Origin of the sequence: Nitrincola sp., assembly GCF_048264025.1 — a bacterium.
Lineage (GTDB): Bacteria > Pseudomonadota > Gammaproteobacteria > Pseudomonadales > Balneatricaceae > Nitrincola.
In genome coordinates, this window is the sequence record NZ_JBLXDN010000008.1 from 74,026 (window position 1) to 95,914 (window position 21,889).

At 50.8% G+C, this 21,889-nt stretch carries 20 protein-coding genes and 3 tRNA genes; 1 reads left to right on the plus strand and 22 read right to left on the minus strand.

The window, feature by feature from the left end; genetic code table 11:
- Positions 1 to 28 precede the first annotated feature (28 nt).
- The 10 genes from ACN0R1_RS08175 to ACN0R1_RS08220 all read right to left on the minus strand — a co-directional run bounded on the left by ACN0R1_RS08175 (position 29) and on the right by ACN0R1_RS08220 (position 7,396).
- Positions 29 to 289, minus strand: coding sequence for an OadG family protein (locus ACN0R1_RS08175; RefSeq protein ID WP_417581729.1), 261 nt, complete (start codon positions 287 to 289; stop codon positions 29 to 31).
- 315 nt (positions 290 to 604) lie between these two features.
- Positions 605 to 681 (minus strand) — tRNA-Arg (locus tag ACN0R1_RS08180).
- 31 nt (positions 682 to 712) lie between these two features.
- Positions 713 to 789, minus strand: a tRNA-Arg gene (locus ACN0R1_RS08185).
- A gap of 11 nt (positions 790 to 800) precedes the next feature.
- Positions 801 to 890: transfer RNA gene (locus tag ACN0R1_RS08190), tRNA-Ser, on the minus strand.
- 59 nt (positions 891 to 949) lie between these two features.
- The gene (gene csrA, locus ACN0R1_RS08195; protein ID WP_417581737.1) at positions 950 to 1,138 is read right to left on the minus strand and encodes a carbon storage regulator CsrA; all 189 of its coding nucleotides are present in this window, start codon (positions 1,136 to 1,138) and stop codon (positions 950 to 952) included.
- 77 nt (positions 1,139 to 1,215) lie between these two features.
- Positions 1,216 to 2,451: an aspartate kinase gene (locus ACN0R1_RS08200; RefSeq protein ID WP_417581739.1), complete on the minus strand. Its 1,236-nt coding sequence runs from the start codon at positions 2,449 to 2,451 to the stop codon at positions 1,216 to 1,218.
- A gap of 55 nt (positions 2,452 to 2,506) precedes the next feature.
- The gene (gene alaS, locus ACN0R1_RS08205) at positions 2,507 to 5,095 is read right to left on the minus strand and encodes an alanine--tRNA ligase (RefSeq protein WP_417581885.1); all 2,589 of its coding nucleotides are present in this window, start codon (positions 5,093 to 5,095) and stop codon (positions 2,507 to 2,509) included.
- A gap of 99 nt (positions 5,096 to 5,194) precedes the next feature.
- On the minus strand, positions 5,195 to 5,653 hold the full coding sequence (locus tag ACN0R1_RS08210; RefSeq protein WP_417581741.1) for a regulatory protein RecX: 459 nt from the start codon (positions 5,651 to 5,653) through the stop codon (positions 5,195 to 5,197).
- Between the two features lie 130 nt (positions 5,654 to 5,783).
- Entirely contained in the window at positions 5,784 to 6,827 is a 1,044-nt protein-coding gene (recA, locus tag ACN0R1_RS08215) for a recombinase RecA (RefSeq protein ID WP_417581743.1), read from the minus strand.
- Positions 6,828 to 6,895: 68 nt separating this feature from the next.
- Complete coding sequence (locus tag ACN0R1_RS08220) at positions 6,896 to 7,396, minus strand: CinA family protein (protein ID WP_417581745.1); 501 nt, start codon at positions 7,394 to 7,396, stop codon at positions 6,896 to 6,898.
- A gap of 173 nt (positions 7,397 to 7,569) precedes the next feature.
- Here ACN0R1_RS08220 and mutS point away from each other — a divergent pair, with 173 nt between their 5' ends.
- Positions 7,570 to 10,152 (plus strand): DNA mismatch repair protein MutS, encoded by a 2,583-nt coding sequence (mutS, locus tag ACN0R1_RS08225; protein WP_417581747.1) that lies wholly within the window; start codon positions 7,570 to 7,572, stop codon positions 10,150 to 10,152.
- A gap of 3 nt (positions 10,153 to 10,155) precedes the next feature.
- Here mutS and rpoS read toward each other — a convergent pair whose 3' ends face one another.
- The 12 genes from rpoS to ACN0R1_RS08285 all read right to left on the minus strand — a co-directional run bounded on the left by rpoS (position 10,156) and on the right by ACN0R1_RS08285 (position 21,836).
- Entirely contained in the window at positions 10,156 to 11,154 is a 999-nt protein-coding gene (rpoS, locus tag ACN0R1_RS08230) for an RNA polymerase sigma factor RpoS (protein ID WP_417581749.1), read from the minus strand.
- 53 nt (positions 11,155 to 11,207) lie between these two features.
- Positions 11,208 to 12,029 (minus strand): peptidoglycan DD-metalloendopeptidase family protein, encoded by an 822-nt coding sequence (locus ACN0R1_RS08235; RefSeq protein WP_417581751.1) that lies wholly within the window; start codon positions 12,027 to 12,029, stop codon positions 11,208 to 11,210.
- A gap of 42 nt (positions 12,030 to 12,071) precedes the next feature.
- A complete protein-coding gene (locus ACN0R1_RS08240; RefSeq protein ID WP_417581753.1) occupies positions 12,072 to 12,989 on the minus strand; it encodes a DUF368 domain-containing protein in 918 nt (305 codons plus the stop codon).
- 16 nt (positions 12,990 to 13,005) lie between these two features.
- A complete protein-coding gene (locus ACN0R1_RS08245) occupies positions 13,006 to 13,668 on the minus strand; it encodes a protein-L-isoaspartate(D-aspartate) O-methyltransferase (RefSeq protein WP_417581755.1) in 663 nt (220 codons plus the stop codon).
- Positions 13,668 to 14,423: a 5'/3'-nucleotidase SurE gene (surE, locus tag ACN0R1_RS08250; RefSeq protein ID WP_417581757.1), complete on the minus strand. Its 756-nt coding sequence runs from the start codon at positions 14,421 to 14,423 to the stop codon at positions 13,668 to 13,670. Before surE ends, ACN0R1_RS08245 begins: the two co-directional genes overlap by 1 nt.
- A gap of 33 nt (positions 14,424 to 14,456) precedes the next feature.
- Positions 14,457 to 15,557, minus strand: coding sequence for a tRNA pseudouridine(13) synthase TruD (truD, locus tag ACN0R1_RS08255; protein WP_417581759.1), 1,101 nt, complete (start codon positions 15,555 to 15,557; stop codon positions 14,457 to 14,459).
- Positions 15,554 to 15,853 carry a cell division protein FtsB gene (gene ftsB, locus ACN0R1_RS08260; RefSeq protein ID WP_417581761.1) on the minus strand — a complete coding sequence of 100 codons (300 nt, stop codon included), beginning with the start codon at positions 15,851 to 15,853 and terminating at the stop codon, positions 15,554 to 15,556. The genes truD and ftsB overlap by 4 nt, the downstream gene beginning before the upstream one ends.
- A 58-nt stretch (positions 15,854 to 15,911) precedes the next feature.
- Positions 15,912 to 17,207: a phosphopyruvate hydratase gene (eno, locus tag ACN0R1_RS08265; RefSeq protein ID WP_417581763.1), complete on the minus strand. Its 1,296-nt coding sequence runs from the start codon at positions 17,205 to 17,207 to the stop codon at positions 15,912 to 15,914.
- A 36-nt stretch (positions 17,208 to 17,243) separates the two neighbouring features.
- Complete coding sequence (locus tag ACN0R1_RS08270) at positions 17,244 to 18,872, minus strand: CTP synthase (RefSeq protein WP_417581765.1); 1,629 nt, start codon at positions 18,870 to 18,872, stop codon at positions 17,244 to 17,246.
- 52 nt (positions 18,873 to 18,924) lie between these two features.
- The gene (tilS, locus tag ACN0R1_RS08275) at positions 18,925 to 20,229 is read right to left on the minus strand and encodes a tRNA lysidine(34) synthetase TilS (protein ID WP_417581767.1); all 1,305 of its coding nucleotides are present in this window, start codon (positions 20,227 to 20,229) and stop codon (positions 18,925 to 18,927) included.
- Between the two features lie 19 nt (positions 20,230 to 20,248).
- Positions 20,249 to 21,208 (minus strand): acetyl-CoA carboxylase carboxyl transferase subunit alpha, encoded by a 960-nt coding sequence (accA, locus tag ACN0R1_RS08280; RefSeq protein ID WP_417581769.1) that lies wholly within the window; start codon positions 21,206 to 21,208, stop codon positions 20,249 to 20,251.
- 253 nt (positions 21,209 to 21,461) lie between these two features.
- Entirely contained in the window at positions 21,462 to 21,836 is a 375-nt protein-coding gene (locus ACN0R1_RS08285) for a hypothetical protein (RefSeq protein ID WP_417581771.1), read from the minus strand.
- Positions 21,837 to 21,889 lie beyond the last annotated feature (53 nt).

Genomic DNA, 21,889 nt, shown 5'->3' on the forward strand with positions numbered 1-21,889 from the left:
ACCTTTTTTTAATGTCGTTAAAAATGATTCATTGACCGTTACGATCAGCACGAAATTTTTGCAGGGCGGCCGTCATTACGGCGACAAGAACCTGGTCATCCGGTTGACCGGAAGCTGAAGTGGAGGATGCCCTCCCTCTGGCAGGAACCACAGGTGCAGCCGCTGGCTCAAAACGCATTACCAACCGGGACATAATATTGGTGGCAATGACCAACAAGGTCAAAAAGACCACAACAAACCCCATGCCGAACAGCATGAGCGAAAGGCCTTCCGCTAACAACTCATCCATTTAACTCTCCTGTAACGATAAAGACAGGTTGATCTGCCGGCAGCTTTTGACCGCACACCTAAGGATAAGGCAGGGTTCGACAGATAGCTTTAAGTATAGTGCACCACTCAAGACTGACGGCTCACTGACTATTTTTTAATGACCCCATTAAAACTAAATTTATTGCTATCAGCAACACTCAGACCAAGATGTAATTTTTTTACAAGAATCGGGAAAACTACAGACACACGAAAGCATTGCATTGAAGAACAAGGCATGGAGTTATCATCAGCAGAAATTGTACAGAAGTGAAAACAGAGGATGTAGAAATGTAAATGGTGCGCCCGAGAGGATTCGAACCTCTGACCGCCTGGTTCGTAGCCAGGTACTCTATCCAGCTGAGCTACGGGCGCACACTTATTTTACACTACCGTTGTTTTTTGATGGTGCGCCCGAGAGGATTCGAACCTCTGACCGCCTGGTTCGTAGCCAGGTACTCTATCCAGCTGAGCTACGGGCGCATATATCAAAATGGCGGTGAGTGAGGGATTCGAACCCTCGATAGAGTTTCCCCTATACGCCCTTAGCAGGGGCGCGCCTTCAGCCACTCGGCCAACTCACCTAACAACGGCGCATATACTACTAAGAAAAATTCCCTGTGAAAAGAGAAATTTAAATTATTTACTCATTTCCGGAATCATCTCCTTTTTCGCGCTGAATTCGCTGATAAATCTCTTCGCGATGAACAGACACATCCTTCGGTGCATTAACACCAATGCGAACCTGATTACCCTTAACACCTAGAACAGTGACAGTAACATCATCACCGACCATCAGGGTTTCACCTACACGTCTTGTTAAAATAAGCATTTGAATCTCCTGGTCCTTGTTAGCTAGCACAGCCAGATAGGTTAATTATCATGGCCTAACTCCTCAGCCGTTAGTAATTACTCAGACACAGTATCAGTCGCATCGAGATTGAACGAAGAATGCAATGCACGCACTGCAAGCTCCAGATACTTCTCAGCTATCACTACTGATACTTTGATCTCGGATGTTGAGATCATCTGAATGTTGATATTTTCTTTAGCCAAGGCATCAAACATACTGCTCGCCACTCCGGCGTGTGAGCGCATCCCGACCCCCACAATTGATACTTTGGCTATTTTATTATTCCCTGTGCACTCACGCGCACCTAACTCTACTACCACTTTTTCTAGAATCGTCCTGGCTTTTTCATAGTCATTACGATGCACAGTAAAAGTGAAGTCTGTGGTCTTATCTCCTGCCACATTCTGTACGATCATGTCGACCTCAATATTGGCGCGACTGACCGGCCCCAGAATTCTGGATGCAACACCCGGGATATCGGGCACACCTACCACGGTAAGCTTGGCTTCATCACGATTGAAAGCAATACCTGAGATTACCGGCTTTTCCACAATACTGTCTTCCTCTGTTGTAATCAATGTACCCGGTCCGTCAACCATGCTTGAAAGTACACGCAAGGGGACTTTGTATTTACCGGCAAATTCAACACTTCTTATCTGTAAAACTTTAGACCCCAGGCTAGCCATTTCCAACATTTCTTCAAAAGTGATTTTCTCCAGCCGTCTGGCTGTGCCAACCACGCGAGGATCTGTTGTATATACGCCATCTACATCCGTGTAGATTTGACACTCATCGGCTTTGAGTGCAGCGGCTAGCGCCACACCGGTTGTATCAGAACCCCCTCGCCCCAGAGTGGTGATATTGCCCTCATCATCCACACCCTGAAAACCAGCAACCACAACTACCCGGCCAGCGGCCAGATCATCACGCATTTTGCCTGTGTCTATATCCTGAATACGCGCCTTACTGAATGCACTGTCTGTCAGGATTCTGACCTGGCTACCCGTGTACGAGCGCGCAGGCACTCCCCGCTTGGCTAATGCCATACACAGTAATGCAATGGTCACCTGCTCTCCGGTAGATACCAGCACATCCATCTCACGTGGATCAGGATCTGGAGTAATCGCTTTGGCAAGCCCAATCAAACGATTGGTCTCACCACTCATGGCAGAGAGCACGACGACGACATCATCACCGCGATCACGAAAACCCTTTACCTTATCAGCTACCGCTTCAATCCGTTCGATTGAACCGACTGATGTACCGCCGTACTTTTGTACGTACAATGCCATTTTCATATCTCCGATCAGACTTTAAAGCCTGGTCAAACAGTCAATTACAAAACCATCAGATAGAGTTCAATAGGTCGGACACACGTTGAAGTGCTGCAGGGATAGCGGCTACGTCAGTACCACCACCCTGTGCCATATCGGGGCGACCACCGCCTTTACCACCGAGAATCATGGCCAACTCGCGAACCAGATCGCCAGCTTTGACGCGCGAAGTCAGGTCCTTCGTCACACCCGCAACGACACTGACCTTGCCATCAGCATGCGCCAGCAATACCACAACTCCACTGCCCAGCTTATTCTTTAACTGGTCCATAAGGTCCCGTAGGGTTTTAGGGTCAGCTCCTTCGAGGTGAGTTGCCAGCACGGCAATGCCGTTAACCTGCTGAACCTGTGAAAGCAGATCGCCACTTTGTGCGGATGCCAATTGTGCATTAACCCGGCTCAACTCTTTTTCCAATTGACGAGTACGCTCAGACAGCTGCTTGACCTTCTCCAGCACATTGCCACGAGACCCTTTAAGCAAGCTGGCTATTTCAGCCACCAGCGATTCTGTCTCATCCACATAACTGAGCGCATTAGCACCCGTGACCGCCTCTATACGACGCACACCAGCAGCAATACCCGCCTCACTGATAATTCGAAACAAACCAATGTCACCTGTACGGCTGGCATGAGTCCCACCACATAACTCTAACGAAAAGTCCCCCATACTCAGCACGCGCACATCGGCTTCGTACTTTTCACCAAACAGTGCCATCGCGCCCTTCTCTTTGGCCGCATCCAGTGACATGAGTTCAGTTTCAACAGCCACATTGGCGCGTATCTGCTCATTGACCTGTTTTTCTATCCGCTCCAGTTGCTCTGCCGTCAGCGCTTCAAAATGAGAAAAATCAAAACGCAGGCGCTCAGCATCGACTAACGAGCCTTTCTGCTGAACATGCTCACCCAAAACATCTCTCAATGCAGCGTGCAGCAAATGCGTAGCAGAGTGATTCAACGCGGTAGCCTGACGCCTGGCTGCATCCACTTCGGTTACAACGGCATCATCTAATTGCAGCACACCTTCGGCCACTTCACCATGATGCAGATGATGTTTACCCTCTTTAGTGCAATCAGAAACAGAGAACAGACCCTTGTCCCAGCGCAATACACCAGAATCGCCAACCTGGCCACCAGACTCAGCATAAAAAGCGGTGTTTTCAAGTACAACAACACCTTTCTCACCTGCGATCAGCTGCTTAACGGCCTCACCATCACGCAGCAGCATCAGCACACGACCACGGTCTTCCAGTGCCTGATAACCGTTAAAGCAAGTCTCACCATCCAGCTGCAACTGCTCGTTATAATCCACACTAAACTGCCCAGCCGCGCGGGCACGCTGACGCTGGGCCTGCATGGCGGCTTCAAAGCCCTCCATATCCAAAGTCAGATCATGTTCGCGCGCCACATCAGCGGTCAAATCCACGGGGAAGCCATAGGTATCATACAAGCGAAACACGGTTTCACCCGGCAATTCCTTGCCAGTCAGCGAAGCAATAGCCTGCTCAAGAATGCCCATGCCGTTATCCAGCGTGCGCGCAAACTGCTGCTCTTCTTTCAATAATATTTTTTCAATTTGCGCCTGCTGTAAGCGCAACTCCGGGTAGGCCTCCCCCATGATGTCAGCCATAGCCTTAACCAGCTTGTAGAAAAACGTACCCTGGGCGCCCAATTTGTTACCATGGCGAATGGCACGGCGCACAATGCGCCTTAACACATAACCGCGGCCTTCATTCGAGGGCACCACACCATCTGTGATCAGGAAACAACTGGAACGAATATGGTCAGCAATAACACGTAAAGATTTCTGCTGCTGATCAACACAACCTACCGCCTCAGCTGCCGCCGCCAGTAAATCGCGAAACAGGTCAATCTCATAATTGCTATGCACCTGTTGCAATACAGCCGCAACACGCTCCAGCCCCATACCCGTATCTACCGACGGTTTCGGCAAAGGAGCCATAGCACCATCAGCAGAACGATTGTACTGCATAAACACGATATTCCAGATTTCTATATAGCGATCACCGTCTTCATCAGGACTGCCCGGCGGGCCACCGGCGACCTCGGGACCATGGTCAAAGAATATTTCGGTACAGGGTCCGCAAGGGCCAGTATCACCCATCGACCAGAAATTATCCTCATCCAGCTTGGAGAAGCGCTCAGGATCAACACCGATTTCGTCTTTCCAGATTTTCTCGGCTTCATCATCACTATGGTGCACAGTCACCCACAGACGTTCAGCAGGCAACTGCAATACTTGTGTCAGGAAAGTCCAGGCAAAGCCGATGGCTTCCCGCTTAAAATAATCACCAAAACTAAAATTACCCAACATCTCAAAGAACGTGTGGTGGCGTGCGGTATAACCCACATTTTCAAGGTCGTTATGCTTACCACCCGCGCGTACACAGCGCTGAGATGTCGTCGCGCGGCTATAGTCACGTTTATCGGTGCCCAGAAATACATCCTTGAATTGCACCATCCCGGCATTAGTAAACAACAGGGTAGGATCATTCCCGGGTATCAGCGAACTGGACCCAACAATGGTATGTCCCTGCTCTCTGAAATATTCAAGAAAAGCCTGACGTATCTCTGCACTGGTCATGAATTGCATAATTAACCTTCTGCTACCTGGTACGGGTCCGAAAATGACCGGAGATTATATAGAATAACAATAAAATGTACGATGTTTTTCCTTGCATTGTCATGGCAAATCCGTTTTAAGCGCACGCTGAGCCTGATCATAGCTAAAGCCATGATTCACAAGGTAGCGAAGCCGTTTAGCCTGTTCCTTCAAATCAACAGCCAGCGTTTCACCGAAACGTTTTTCGACTAAAGTTCGTGCAAGCAAATCCCAGTCAGGTGATTGCTCCTGTAATAACTCAGAGGTCAGCGACTTACAGATCCCTTTTTGCCGAAGCTCATAACGGATCCGCTCGCCACCCCAGCACTGCCCTAGGCGATTGCGGATAAACATCTCGGCAAAACGCCGGTCACTCTGGTAGCCAGAAGCCTCCAGTTCGTCGAGAACATTTTCCAGTACATCAGGGGATTCAGACTTGGATTTGAGACGCAAGACAAGCTCTGCCCGCGAATACTCACGCCGGGCCAAAAAAGCGATAACTTTATTTTTAAGAGCTTGTCGGTCTAGTAGCGGCTTCATAGAAAATCAACATCCTGTTGCAGGATGATTGCATCAAGCGGCCTTTCAGCGCAAGGATGTTCAGCACAACGCGGCTGAAAAGGCCTGATGCAGTAACTGCATTCTTCCTAGAAGGCAGTGTAGCGAAACTTCAAGATAAGTCCAGTTGCGGCTCCTCGGAGGCCTCAGCCTTTTCAGACTTCACGGACGTTGCCAGTAGACGGTGGCGAATCTCTAATTCAATTTCATCCGCGACCTCTGGGTGCTCTTCCAGGTATTTAGCGGCATTAGCCTTGCCCTGTCCGATCTTGTCACCCTTGTAGGCATACCAGGCACCAGACTTGTCCACCAGCCCTTCTTTCACACCCAGGTCAATAACCTCGCCCATATGGTAAATACCACTACCATACATGATCTGAAATTCAGCCTGTTTAAAGGGAGGTGCAACCTTGTTTTTAACCACTTTAACCCGGGTCTCATTGCCCACGATCTCGTCACCCTGCTTTACCGAACCGATACGGCGAATATCCAACCGCACAGAGGCATAAAACTTCAACGCATTGCCCCCGGTTGTCGTTTCCGGTGATCCGAACATAACCCCGATTTTCATGCGAATCTGGTTGATAAAAATCAGCAGCGTATTGGCATTTTTTACATTAGAGGTCATCTTGCGCAATGCCTGCGACATCAAGCGCGCCTGCAGCCCCATATGAGAATCACCCATTTCACCTTCGATTTCAGCCTTGGGGGTCAGTGCCGCTACTGAGTCAACGACGATGACATCCACCGCATTTGAGCGTACCAGCATATCGGTGATTTCCAGCGCTTGCTCACCGGTATCCGGCTGGGAAACCAGCAGCGAATCAACATCAACGCCCAGTTTTTCTGCATAGATGGGATCCAGCGCATGTTCCGCATCCACAAATGCACAGGTTTTACCCTGCTTCTGTGCTTGTGCAATAACCTGCAGTGTCAGCGTTGTTTTACCTGAAGACTCAGGTCCATAAATTTCCACAACGCGACCATAAGGCAAACCACCCAATCCCAAGGCTATATCAAGACCAAGCGAGCCGGTGGAAACACTTGGAATCGCTTCCCGTGGATGATCCCCCATACGCATTACCGCGCCTTTACCGAACTGACGTTCTATTTGAGACAGTGCCGCATCAAGCGCTTTCTTTCTGTTCTCGTCCATTGAATTATAACCTCTGGGTTTAGCATTAGGGCTTTACAGATAATACTGTATACATGAACAGTATTATTTCATATTTTTTCAGGAATGCAAGTCTGTGCTGGCAGATAAGCTAACACACCGTTCAGCGCCTGCTCTACCGCCTGCGCACGAATGGCCTGTCGGTCGCCAGAGAAAAATGACAAACAGGTTACGGTGGGATAGCCACGGATGGCCCAGGCAAACCAGACAGTCCCCACCGGCTTACGCTCACTGCCACCATCCGGCCCGGCAACGCCACTGATAGCCACAGCGATATCAACATCGGCATCCTGCCTTGCCCCCTCAGCCATTTGTACAACCACAGGCTCAGACACGGCGCCTTTCACCAGCAGGGTTTCAGCACTCACTCCCAGCATCCGCTGTTTTGCCTGATTGGAATAGGTGACATAACCTGAATCAAACCAGGCCGACGAACCCGGTATCTGCGTTAGAAGCTCGGCAACCCATCCTCCGGTACAAGACTCGGCTGTAACCATTCTGGCGTTTTGATTCAGCAGCGCCAGCCCAACTTCCCGAGCGAGATCTCTCATTTTTATAGCTTCCTGTGTTTACCCATCATCTACATAACTTAGAGTGTATCACTTCGTTCCACATTCGCCCGAAATCCCGTATCGTATCACCCCTGTCGAAACCAACAAGCCTAGGCAACCACTAAAGCTTGTTATGGGCGGTTTACAAGAGATCGATTAGAGATAAGGTGATCATGTCTAAGGAAGATTTATCTCAGCACACGCCAATGATGCAACAGTATCTCCGGCTTAAGGCTGAACATCCACAGCAGATGCTGTTTTATCGCATGGGCGACTTTTACGAGCTTTTCTATGATGACGCCAAGCGTGCCGCTCAATTACTGGATATATCGCTGACAGCACGCGGCAAGTCAGGTGGGAAACCCATTCCTATGGCCGGCGTACCCTATCATGCAGCCGAGGGCTATATTGCCCGACTGGTACGCCAGGGCGTATCGGTGGTTGTCTGTGAGCAAGTGGGGGATCCTGCCACCAGCAAAGGGCCAGTAGACCGGCAGGTTGCACGCATTGTCACACCCGGCACGTTGACTGACGAAGCCTTTCTTGAAGCCACCAGTGATAACCTGCTGGTTGCCGTACTGCGTCAGAACAACCTATCAGGACTGGCACAACTTGACCTCAGTTCCGGGCGCTTCAGCCTGTTGCAGATAGAATCAGAAACCGATCTGATCGCGGAAATTGAACGACTTCAACCCGCTGAGATTCTATACGATGAATCCACCTCACTGCCACCAGAGCTGCTGCAGCGTAAAGGTGTTCATCATCAGCCACCCTGGTACTTCGAACAAGGCACGGCTGAACGCCTGTTATGCCAACAATTTAACGTCAGCAATCTGGATGGATTTGGTTGTACGCACCTGCCACTGGCGATTTGTGCCGCCGGGTGCCTGCTACAATATGCCCGTGATACCCAGCGCAGCAGCTTGCCACATATCCGCCGCTTGCAAGTTGAAGACCGCAGTGAAACACTGCAACTAGATGCCGCCACACGCCGAAACCTTGAATTGGACACCAATCTCGGTGGTGGGCGCGAAAACACCTTGGCATCAGTTTTGGATCGTACCCGTACGGCCATGGGGAGCCGGCTGCTGAAGCGTTGGCTACACCGCCCCCTACGAGACCTTAGCCGCCTGCAACAGCGTCAGGATGCCATCCGCTGGCTATTGGAAGACTATCGTTTTGAACGCCTGGCTGAAACACTTCAGCCCATCGGTGACTGCGAGCGTATTCTGTCACGTGTTGCCCTACGCTCCGCTCGTCCAAGGGATCTGGAGCGTCTGCGGGATGCTCTCCAGGCACTACCCACTATACAGGCCGCCATGCAGCCAGTTGATGCGGTCAGAATTGCGGAACTCTCTACTGAAATTGCCGAATTCCCAACTTTGGCCGCACTGCTTCAACGTGCCATCATTGATGGCCCACCGGTGGTTATCCGTGATGGCGGTGTGATTGCCAACGGTTATGATGCTGAGCTTGATGAACTTCGTGGCCTTAGCGAGCATGCGGGTGACTACCTGCTGCAACTGGAGAAGCGCGAACGTGAGCGCACCGGTATTGCATCACTGAAGGTCGGTTACAACCGCGTGCATGGTTACTATATTGAACTCAGTCGCAGCCAGTCAGATACCGTACCGGCTGACTATATCCGTCGTCAGACACTGAAAAATGCCGAGCGCTTCATTACACCAGAGCTGAAAGAGTTTGAAGACAAGGCACTCAGCGCCAAGGGGCGCGCATTAGCACGGGAAAAACAACTCTATGAGGCGCTGCTGGAAACACTGGCCGAACAGATAGGTCCACTGCAACTCTCGGCAGCGGCACTGGCAGAGCTTGATCTGCTCTGCTGTTTAGCAGAACGCGCTCAATCCTTGAATTATTGCCGCCCGCAGTTAACCCAGGATCCCGTTATTGAAATTACCGCGGGTCGTCATCCGGTAGTAGAACAGGTGAATGACACGCCCTTTGTTGCTAATGATCTGTATCTGCACCAGGAGCAGCCCATGCTGATCATTACCGGTCCGAACATGGGTGGTAAGTCCACCTATATGCGCCAGGTCGCTCTGATTACCCTGCTGGCACAGATTGGTAGCTACGTGCCCGCCGAAGCCGCCCGCATTGGCTTAACTGACCGGATATTCACCCGCATGGGGTCATCGGATGACTTGGCCGGTGGCCGCTCCACCTTTATGGTCGAGATGCATGAAACTGCCAATATCCTGCATAACGCTTCACCCTACAGCCTGGTGTTGATGGATGAAGTCGGACGTGGAACCAGCACCTTTGACGGACTTTCCCTGGCCTGGTCCTGCGCTGAACATCTGGCCACAGAAGTCAAAGCCATGGTTTTGTTTGCAACCCATTACTTTGAGCTGACAACCCTGCCTGAACGTATCAGCGGTATCCGCAATGTCCACCTCACAGCTGTGGAGCATCAGGACTCGATCGTTTTCATGCATGAAGTCAGAGAGGGTGCTGCCAATCAGAGTTATGGCTTACAGGTTGCCCAACTGGCTGGGGTACCTCAGTCAGTAATACACAGAGCAAGAGAAAAATTGATTCAGTTGGAGCAGGATACTCGACCCGTTCCAGGTCAACATGAAAAACCGCTGACACCCGGTCCGATGCAACCGGATATGTTTGCAGCACAACCAGGACCCGCTGAGCAAAAGCTCAAAAAACTGTGCCCGGATAGTTTAACACCACGCCAGGCACTGGATCTGGTTTATGAATTGAAAGCCTTGGTTGGTGAAGCCTGATTGCTATTGCAACAGGTCTTCACCATTCAAACCATTTTTTTCTACGATTTCGCGTAGCTTTCTCAGGCCTTCAACTTGTATCTGCCTGACACGCTCTCGTGTCAGGCCAATTTCATTGCCGACCTCCTCAAGCGTGCTCATTTCGTAACCACGTAAACCGAAGCGTCTCGCAATCACTTCAGCGTGTTTGTCCGGTAACATATCCAGCCAGCGATTCAGATTACCGCTGATATTGGTAGTTTGTAGCAGCGACTCCGGATCACTACCCTCGGTATCGGCAAGCGTATCCAACAAGGGTTTGTCACTGCCACCGGCCCCCGGGACATCAATAGAAGCTACCCGCTCATTCAAACCGAGCATGCGCTCCACACTTTCGACAGGCCGTTCGACCAGCGCGGCTATCTCTTCAGCCGTAGGTTCATGATCAAGTTTTTGTGCCAATTGCCGTGAAGCACGCAGATAAAGGTTCAGCTCTTTTACCACATGAATCGGCAAACGGATGGTACGTGTCTGATTCATAATGGCGCGCTCAATGGTCTGACGTATCCACCAGGTGGCATAGGTCGAGAAGCGAAAGCCGCGTTCAGGGTCAAATTTCTCTACGGCGCGAATCAGGCCCAGATTGCCTTCTTCAATCAAGTCAAGCAGGGTCAGACCACGGTTGATATAGCGTCGAGCAATCTTAACTACCAAGCGAAGATTACTTTCAATCATGCGTTTGCGGGCTGCATCATCTCCTTTGAGTGCAAGTCGGGAAAAATAGACCTCCTCCTCAGCCGATAGGAGTGGAGAGAATCCAATCTCATTCAAATAGATCTGTGTTGCATCAAGACTTTTGGCATTCATCAGATCCTGATGTGTTGCACTGCCCCGTCCGCGGCTACTATTCATGAACTCATCGACCTCATTGTCACTGTCTTCCTCATCCTGTTGATCGAGCTCATCGACCAGATCATCCGAGTCCATTGCGAACTCATCGTCAATTTTATCGCTATCGTTCATTGACACCATCTGCTAACCCTTCAGTAAAGACTCTGGATTATCCAGTATTTTTGTTATCGTTTTGGAAGATACGCTAATGGATCTACGGGCTTTCCATCGCGCCGGATTTCAAAATGCAACTGCACACGATCAGCACCTGTCTGCCCCATCTCGGCGATTTTCGTACCTGATTCAACCATATCATTTTCACTCACCAAAATGCGACTGTTGTGCGCGTATGCACTTAAAAACTGCCGATTATGATTGATAATTACCAGATTTCCGTAGCCAAGCAGCCCACTGCCAGCATAGACAACCCGCCCATCAGCCGCAGCGACTACAGAATCACCTGCTTTACCGGCAATATCAATGCCTTTACTCCCCCCTTCTATAGCGGAGAAGCGGCGAATAATCTGACCCTCCGCAGGCCAACGCCAGACAGGCTGTCCGGCAACTGCCGCCGTGGGCGTAGTTGAAGATGTACTCGGGGTAGTTGCCTGACGTGTCGGTGTTGTTGACTGACTTGATGAAGTTGGCTGAGTAGGTGATGCCGGTGTGGACTGCACAGTAGTTGTTGGCGAAGTTGTAGTGGTAACCGGTGTACCACCGGAGCGGGATAGACTCAACAGCTGGCCTGGGTATATCTGGAAACGCTCGTTGACATTATTCCAGCGTGCCACCTCACGATAATCCAGGCCATAGCGCCAGGATATTGAGTAAAGTGTGTCACCACGCTGCACCCTGTAGCTGCCTGGATTGGGCAAGGGCGCCGCTCGGTTGCTGGCACGTTGAGATGAGGTCACAGGCACACCGACCTGGCGAGCCCCCATGGAGCGCTCGGTAACAGGTGCATACCCAGTGCTGCAGCTCTGTATCAGCCCCAGCGACAGTATCATAACAATAAAACTGATCCTGCCCCTGCTCACGTTATCTCCCGTTCAGCGCCTGTCCAGTATCAGAACTAAAACCATACCCACGAACATCAAACCTATGGCGGCTAACGTCAAGGGATCCTGACCGGTCAGGGCGTAAAAAGTATCCGGTAAAATATTTTTCTGTTGCAGTGGTACCTCGTTTCCCTGCCCATTGATACTGTACGACAGGGTATACTTCCAAGGCCAGACCATATTCAGCGAACCCAGCATAAAACCGCCCAGCAACGACAAAGTCAGCACACGGTAATGCGCAAAGGCCCAGCTCAAAATGCGTGAGAAGCTTAGCAATCCGGTAATACAACCCAACACAAACACCACGATAAAATCCAGCTGCAACCCTTTAAGGGCCATCAACACCGGGGCGTACATTCCTAATAACAACAGAATAAAACTACCGGAAATACCGGGTAAAATCATCGCACAAATAGCAACCATGCCAGACATAAAGATCATCAGATAACTGGGATCAGTCACAGTCGGTGTCATGGAGGTAATTTGCAGAGCCACTAGAGTGCCTAATATAAAGACCGCCAGCACATTCAGACTCAAACGCCCAGTGTGACGCATGATACTCCAGGTAGAGGCCAGAATCAGACCAAAAAAGAATGACCAAAGCAACACAGGATGCTGATCCAGCAGATAGAGCACCACCCGTGCCAGGGTCAGCAGACTGAATACAATGCCGCTGAGCAAAATCAACAGAAAAGTCCCATTTATGTGCGCCCACAAGGCTTTGAAACCCTGAGTAAACAAGATTTTTAAAGCATCTGGACCACATTGGCGAATACTGTGAATAAGCTCTTCGTAAATACCGGTTATGAAGGCTACCGTGCCACCTGATACACCCGGAACGGCATCAGCGGCTCCCATCAGCACGCCTTTACCGGCTAAAACCACATAATCTTTTTTGCTTCGCTGCATTAAAATATTAATCCTTTCAGCGTATCAGCCCACTGAGCAGAGGCACAAACTTGGCCCCCTCGAGCACTTCTGTCGTATAGTTGTCGTCATCATGACGTATAACCAGCTTCAATTGCTGCAGATCCCCTCCGACCGGTATAACCAGACGACCACCCGGGGCTAACTGCTCAAGTAATTCCGGTGGTACCTCGGCCGGCGCAGCAGTTACCAGAATACCATCGAAAGGGCCTTTTTCTGGCCAACCCATGCCGCCATCACTATGACGCAACATGACATTGTAGAGTTTTAACCGCTGCAGACGACTGCGGGCTTTTTCCTGCAGCGGACGAATGCGCTCGACACTATATAGCTGTTCCACCAACTGCGCCAGAACCGCCGTCTGGTAGCCCGACCCGGTTCCCACTTCAAGCACTGTCTGCAACGGCCCGCCGGCCAGTAAGGCTTCGGTCATTCTGGCTACTGTGTAAGGCTGTGAAATGGTTTGATTAAAACCGATAGGAAGAGATGTATCCTCGTAGGCACGATGTGCCAGGGCTTCGTCCAGAAACAGGTGCCGCGGTGTCGCCAGAATGGTATCCAGAACACGCATATTGGCGATGCCTTTTTCACGCAAACGGGTGATCAGGCGCTCACGCGTGCGTCGCGAGGTCATGCCGATCCCCTGAAGATCCAGATCCATCACAGCGCCTCTAGCCAGCTAGCCAGATTATCCATGCCCGAATAGTGGGTCATGTCGATTTGCAGAGGTGTCACAGAAACACATTTCTGTTCAAGTGCATAAAAGTCTGTACCAGGTTCGCGATCGGCCACCTCTCCGGCACCTGCAATCCAGTAACGAACTTTACCGCGTGGATCCTCGGTTGCCACCGGCAGGTTGGCCGCCAAACGATGTCCTAAGCGAGTGACATGAATTCCCTGAATCTGATCCATCGGCAAATCTGGTATATTGATATTGAGTACCGTACGCGGAGCAATCACCAAAGACTCCAGCTTAGCCACAATACTGCGAACAATTTCAGCTGCTGTAGCAAAATGCTTCGGGTGAAAACTGTCCATCGACACAGCGATCGGAGGTAAACGGCAGGTGCGCCCTTCCATGGCTGCCGCTACAGTGCCTGAATAAAGCACATCATCACCCAGGTTGGCACCGACATTAATACCGGAAACCACGATATCTGGCACAAAACCATCCACAAACAAACCGGAACGGCCTAAATGCACGCAGTCAGTCGGGGTTCCGTTAATACTGAAATAACCACTGGTGTGATGGTAGGTTTCCAAAGGGCGATCCAGTGTCAGGGAATTACTGGCACCACTACGATTACGATCCGGTGCAACCACACAGAGTGCCTCGGCATCCTGACGCAGCGCTTCTGCAAGAATAGCCAGCCCCGGTGCATATACCCCATCATCATTGGAGACTAAAATTTTCATCTCTTCTCTCTGAATACTGTCTGGCAGTATTTTTTAATTAGCACTTTGATGCTGCTCATCCACTTCAGCAGAGCAGCCTGATACCGCTTTTTCATTTTCTGGTTGGCAGAGCTCACGCAGCAGACTGGTTGCGAAGGCTCCCGCTGGCAAGCCAAAACTGATCCGCCAGACCGAATCCGATTCTTGTTCCAACAGCGGTGCTTGTAACAGCACCCTGGCGGCACGACGCTCTTGTCTCAGCCCCAGAGCTTCCAATCCGGCACACCAGTCTTGCCAGGGAGACACCACCGCTTGTTCGAATTCAGCCATGGCGTCTTGTGTCATCAATCCACCCTGACCCCAGAGGGGTGCAGTCAAATGCAGATCGCCTTGCTGCAAGCGTGATTGACAATCTAACTCGGCCTCATCAGTGCAGACAAAACAGCTCTGACTGGCATTAAGCATCAATACATCGCCGGGGGCAACCTTGTTCCAGACACCCTGCTGAATCCGAGCAGACACCACTTGATTAAATAACGCTGAACGCAGAGCTGAAATATACAGACCGCGCTTCTGACGATTCTTATCACGTAACTGTCCGGCAATCAGCAATTCGCCTTTGCTGATATTGCCATAATTATGGCCGAAGCGCTGCTCGCCGAAATAGTTAGGTACACCGGATGTTTTCAACTGATCAAAGCGCTGCTGCAGCTCATCCGGATGACTGACATCACGCAAGCGCAGACTGAAACGATTACCTTGCAGCACGCCAGTTTTCAGTTTACGGCTATGGCGAGCTTGCCTGAGCACCTGAATGGAGTCAGTTTCAAAAGCGGACCAATCAAGTTGCACACCCAAGGGAAGGCGCACACTAAACCACTGATCAGTGACAGCATGACGGTCTTTTTTGCCAGCATAGCCGATATCGCGGGGATGGGTTTTGGTAAAACGAGCCAGTTGCTGAGCAACCCAATCAGTGTTCTCACCCGTCTTGCGAATGAACAGAAATTGATGTTCGCCCGCACCGTCCGGTTCAAAGCCGAGATTTTCTTCAACACAAAAGTCTTCGGCACAGCGCCTAATAACGGCAGTACCTGTTGGCTCGCCCAATAAGTAGGCATCCGGGTGACGGAGCAACAGATCTACAAGATTCAAGGTTGAGGCCTCCGGCGGGTATCCGGCTCAATCAGACGGTAAAAAGTTTCACCTTCCTGAATCAACCCCATTTCACTACGCGCCCGCTCTTCAATGGCTTTCACCCCTTCTTTAAGATCAGCCACTTCCGCTTCAAGACGCTGATTACGTTCAGCCAAAAGCTGATTTTCTCGACGCTGTTCCAAAATCGCCTGCTCCAGTTGCCAAACCTGACGCAGGTTGGGATCTCCGAGCCAAAGCCGGTACTGTAGCCCAGCCAACATCAGCAACAAGATTATAATTAACAGACGAAACACGAGGTTACCCGCCTAAACAGGGGGGTACTCCCCCCTTCAGACAGCCTGACAACAACTATCAGGCCTGACCTTTGATTTCAGACAAGCCGTTGTAGACTGCTTTATCACCCAACTCCGCTTCAATACGCAACAAACGGTTATACTTGGCTACACGATCAGAGCGGCAAAGTGAACCGGTTTTTATCTGACCGGCAGCCGTTCCGACAGCCAGATCCGCAATCGTGGTATCTTCCGTTTCGCCAGAGCGGTGAGAAATAACCGCTGTGTAACCGGCGTCTTTGGCCATACGGATCGCGTCCAGGGTTTCAGTCAGCGAGCCTATCTGGTTAAACTTGATCAGGATTGAGTTGGCGATACCTTTTTCAATACCTTCTTGCAAGATTTCTGTGTTGGTAACAAACAAATCATCACCCACCAGTTGAACCTTGTCACCGATTTTACGTGTCAGATCAGCCCAGCCAGCCCAGTCAGACTCATCCATACCATCTTCGATAGACACAATCGGATATTTTTCTGACAGCATTTTCAGGTAATCAGCAAAACCGGCCGCATCAAACACCTGACCTTCACCCGCCAGATCATACTGACCGGCTTTGTAAAACTCAGAGGCGGCACAATCCAGTGCCAGGGTAACGTCTTTACCCAATTCGTAGCCAGCTTGCTGCACCGCTTCACGAATCACCACCAGGGCTTCTTCGTTGGAACCCAGGTTAGGCGCAAAACCACCTTCATCGCCAACAGCCGTGTTCAAACCGCGCGCTTTCAATACCGCTTTGAGTGCATGAAAAATTTCGACACCACAACGCAGACCTTCACTGAAGCTAGTAAAGTTAACCGGCTGCACCATGAATTCCTGAATATCCACGTTGTTATCAGCATGCTCACCGCCATTGAGGATATTCATCATCGGCAAGGGCATAGAGTACTGACCCGGCGTGCCATTGATCTCGGCAATATGGGCGTAGAGCGGCATGCCTTTGGCTGTAGCCGCCGCTTTAGCGGCGGCCAAGGACACAGCCAGTATCGCGTTAGCACCCAGTACAGACTTATTGGCCGTACCATCAAGCGCCAGCATCTTGCCATCCAGCGCACGTTGATCAGTAACATCCATACCCAGCAGAGCCTGACGGATGGTAGTATTTACAGCGGCGACTGCTTTCAAAACGCCTTTGCCCAGATAACGTGATTTATCGCCATCACGCAACTCCAGTGCTTCACGGGAACCGGTAGAGGCACCGGAAGGCGCACAAGCGCTGCCGACAACACCGGATTCCAGGATCACGTCGGCTTCAACCGTGGGGTTGCCACGCGAATCCAGAACCTCACGCGCTTTGATATCAGCAATCTTTGCCATAACTTTTACTCTCCGATTAAGTAGGTAACAAAACTTTCAGTTCTGCACTGAGTAATCCAGTGCCGCTTGAATAAACCCAGTGAACAGACCATGGCCGTAACGAGGGGTAGAAGTAAACTCAGGATGAAACTGGCAGGCTACAAACCACGGATGATCGGGCACCTCAACCACTTCGACCAACTCACCATCGGCTGAACGCCCTGCAATCAACAGACCGGCTTGCTCCAGCAGAGGAACATAGTGATTATTCACTTCGTAACGATGCCGATGCCGTTCTCTGATCTCCGTTGCGCCATAGACCTGCGCCGAACGTGAACCTTCGGTGAGATGACAAACCTGAGCACCCAAGCGCATGGTGCCACCCAAGTCAGTGTCATCACTGCGTTGCTCTACATTGCCATCCAGATCAACCCATTCGGTAATCAAGCCGATCACCGGGTGTGCGGACTTTTTATCAAACTCGGTGGAGTTGGCCTCTGCCAACCCGGCAACGTTACGCGCATACTCAATTACGGCAACCTGCATACCCAGACAGATACCCAGGTAAGGCACCTTGTTCTCACGCGCATAACGGGCCGCTATAATTTTGCCTTCAACGCCACGCTCACCGAATCCACCGGGTACAAGTATGGCGGAAACATTTTCTAGGATACCGGTGCCTTCACGCTCAACTTTTTCTGAATCTATATAGTCGATACGTACTTTTTTACGCAGCGCGATACCGGCATGTGTAATCGCCTCTATCAGCGATTTATATGCATCCAGCAGCTCCATATACTTACCGACCATGGCAATACGCACTTCGCCATCCGGATTCAGGAAGCAATCAGAGACTCTATCCCATTCCTGCAGATCGGCCGGTGGGCAGTCAATACGAAAACGATCGGTAACGATTTCGTCTAGCGCCTGCTCAAACAACATACGCGGGATTGAATAGATGGACTGAGCATCGGGCAAGGAGATCACCGCACGCTCTTCCACATTAGTGAACATCGCCAGCTTGCGCCGCGCAGAGGACGGTAAAGGCTGTTCGGAACGGCACACCAGAATATCCGGTTGGATACCGATGGAACGCAATTCTTTTACCGAGTGCTGAGAGGGTTTGGTTTTGGTTTCACCCGCTGTAGCAATGTAAGGCACCAGGGTCAGATGCATAAACAGCGCATTATTGGCACCTACTTCGATGCGCAACTGACGAACGGCTTCAAGGAACGGCAGGGATTCAATATCACCCACAGTGCCACCAATTTCGACCAAGGCCACTTCGGCACCACTGGCACCTTCAATGACACGTCGTTTGATCTCATCGGTAATGTGAGGAATCACCTGCACTGTGCCACCAAGGTAGTCACCACGACGCTCTTTGCGCAGCACGTGCTGATAAACACGACCGGTGGTAAAGTTATTCCGCCGATTCATAGTCGTGCGGATGTATCGCTCATAGTGCCCCAGATCAAGATCTGTTTCGGCACCATCATCGGTAACAAAAACCTCTCCATGCTGAAAAGGACTCATGGTACCCGGATCCACATTGATGTATGGATCGAGCTTAAGCATAGTGACCTTAAGGCCGCGGGCCTCAAGAATGGCTGCCAGTGAAGCTGAGGCAATACCTTTGCCCAGTGAGGACACTACACCGCCTGTGACGAATATATAGCGCGTCATGCGAAACCTGTAAAAGTCGTGATTTTAGGAGGGGTCAAGATGGTATTGCATACTAACAAAAAAATGGCTCCCCAGACAATCCAAAAGGTTGCCAGAGGCAAGATAGATTTGATTTGCCCTGCCAGCGCTGATCTTCGCAGATGCCTGGCACCACCAGTATGCCACTATCATCACACAGCAGCGGCCAGCTATCTCTTAGCCAGGGAGGCACACCAACCTCTTGAAAAAGCTGAGATAAGCTAATACCCACACCCCGATTAGCAGGGCGAAGACGTTCACCACCCTGACGGTATTTCAGTTGCAGAGTACAGCTATCAGCAGATGTGCTGCCTTCAACCTGCAGAACACCACCTGCGAGCGAAATTCTATCACCTGGTTGCAAGGTCAGCGGTCCTGCTATTAAGGAAGCAGACAGCAAGGAAGGACGCCACAGGAACAGCCGCTCCCGGTAGGTGCGTAACTGCAGATCCGGTTGTAGCTGCAACAAGCGCTCAGGATTAGCCTTACCCTGAAGGAACTGACAGCGCAGTTGACGCAAGGACTCCCCCCCCAGCACCCACTGGTGACTGTGCAGCCAATAACGCAACAGATTATTCTGGCGCGCGTCTGACAACTGAGACAATACAGGTAACTGAAGTACTTCCGGCGCTTCCAGGCAAGAGGCCGCGTCCTGTTCTGCCAGAACATCAAGCAGTTCGCGGGCTTCAGCCATAAAGCCTGCGGTTTCTACAAACCGGCTAACAGCCCCAGGCCAGCGCTGTGTAATCGCAGGCATTACCGTATGGCGCAGATAGTTACGTGCATACTGCTGCACAGTATTGGATGGGTCTTCAACCCAGCGAAGTTCACGCTGTTTAGCCCAGCCTTCCAACTCATTACGTGTCAGTGACAGCAAAGGACGTACCAGCCGACCCTGACCCAACGAGCGCTCCACCGGCATGGCCGACAAGCCAGCCACTCCGGCTCCACGGATCAATCGATAAAGAAGAGTTTCGGCCTGATCATTGGCATGATGCGCCATCAACAACACATCACCTGGCTGCATCAGGGTAGAAAAAGCCTGGTAACGTGCATCCCGTGCAGCTGCTTCAGAGCTGCTCTGCGGAGCCACTCGACACAACTGAAAATCGATGTTTAGTTCGTTCGAATGACGCTGGCAACTGGCTGCCCAGTCATCCCCGGCGGCTTGCAAACCATGATGAACATGAACAGCTAATAGCTGAGATTGAGGCAAGGCGTCAGCCGCCGCAGCAAGCAAGACCTGAGAGTCCAGCCCACCACTGTAAGCAATCAACCAGCGTTTGGCATCAGGGAAGCGACCGGGTAAGCGAGCCAATAAAGCGACAGGATCCTTCATACCCGGTGCAAAGTGCGACTCAGACCGAGCCGATTCCGTAAGACATCAAGCGCTTATAACGACGCTCTACCAAAGTATCCGTATCCATCTGCGTGAGTCGCTCCAGTGATTCCTGCAACTGAACTTTCAGGCTAGCCGCCATATCCGTTGGATTACGATGAGCACCACCCAGAGGCTCCGGAATCACCCGGTCCACCAGCCCCAGCTCATGCAGACGCTGAGAGTTGATCCCCATGGCTTTGGCCGCGTCAGGAGCCCGTTCGGCGCTTTTCCACAAAATGGAGGCACAGCCTTCCGGCGAAATCACCGAATAAGTACCATATTGCAGCATCAGCAACTCATCACAAACACCGATAGCCAGCGCACCACCCGATCCGCCCTCACCGATGACGGTAGAGATAATCGGAGTTTTCAACTGAGACATTTTGGCCAGGTTAAACGCGATAGCTTCCGACTGGCCACGCTCTTCCGCATCAATACCAGGGTAAGCGCCGGGGGTGTCGATAAAAGTCAGCACTGGTAAACTGAAACGTTCAGCCATCTCCATGATCCGCAAGGCCTTGCGGTAACCTTCAGGTCGTGGCATACCAAAGTTACGCCGTACTTTTTCTTTAACTTCCCGACCTTTCTGATGACCGATAACCACCACGGGAACGCCATCCAAGCGCGCTACTCCGCCGACGATGGCCGGATCATCCGCAAAATGACGATCACCATGTATCTCATCAAAATCATCAAACGCTAAAGCCAGGTAATCCAGCGTATAAGGACGCTGCGGATGACGGGAGATTTGTGATATTTGCCATGCACTCAAATCGCTGAAGATTGAACGTGTCTGACGGTTACTTTTTTCCTGCAGATTATTGATCTCATCAGACAGATTCAGATCTGCATTACCAGCACCGACATGGCGTAGCTCATTGATTTTGGCTTCCAGCTCTGCAATTGGCTGTTCAAAATCGAGATAGTTGGGATTCATGTGCTTCCAGTTCTGCGTTATTCAAAAATTAAAATTTATTTATAGTGGGATTCTACCTGCTGAACGAGCCGTTCACCAGTCTGGATAGCATCAGTAGCACCAAAACCAAAATGCCCCCCCACATGAAACACCGCCATACCGAAGGCTATAACTAAGAGGCGTGCTGCAGTGACGAAGCGCCCCGTCAAGGGCGCCCATATCTATGATCAGCATCCGCTCAATTTGGCTTGCTTCAGAATCAGGATTGAAAATGTTATTGAATTGGCAGGTAATAAAGCATGGTGATTACGTAAGCCACTAGTCCAAGACAAATAAGAAAAAGCACCCCATTAATCTTAAGTCTTCGCAGTAAAGCCAACCCAACAAATTCTTTTACTAGAACAATAAATGCGATCAAAGCAAAACTCCATAACCCTACCCCCCCTAAAAGTTGCTCCAGGAGCAGCGATCCCATTAGAGTACCTTCCTCATACCCCATTTCAGCACTGAGTTGACTGTAAACAGATCGTGATGACCCCAATACCATCAGTCCTCCCAACTGAAGAAGCACTGAAAGCCACAGTAAGAAATTAGAAAAAGCCAAGGAGGTATAACGCCAACCATGTCGATAAATGTATGTAAAAAACATCGACAATCACCCCCTAATTAGAAGGCAATGCAGTTATGCACTGAGCACGTGGC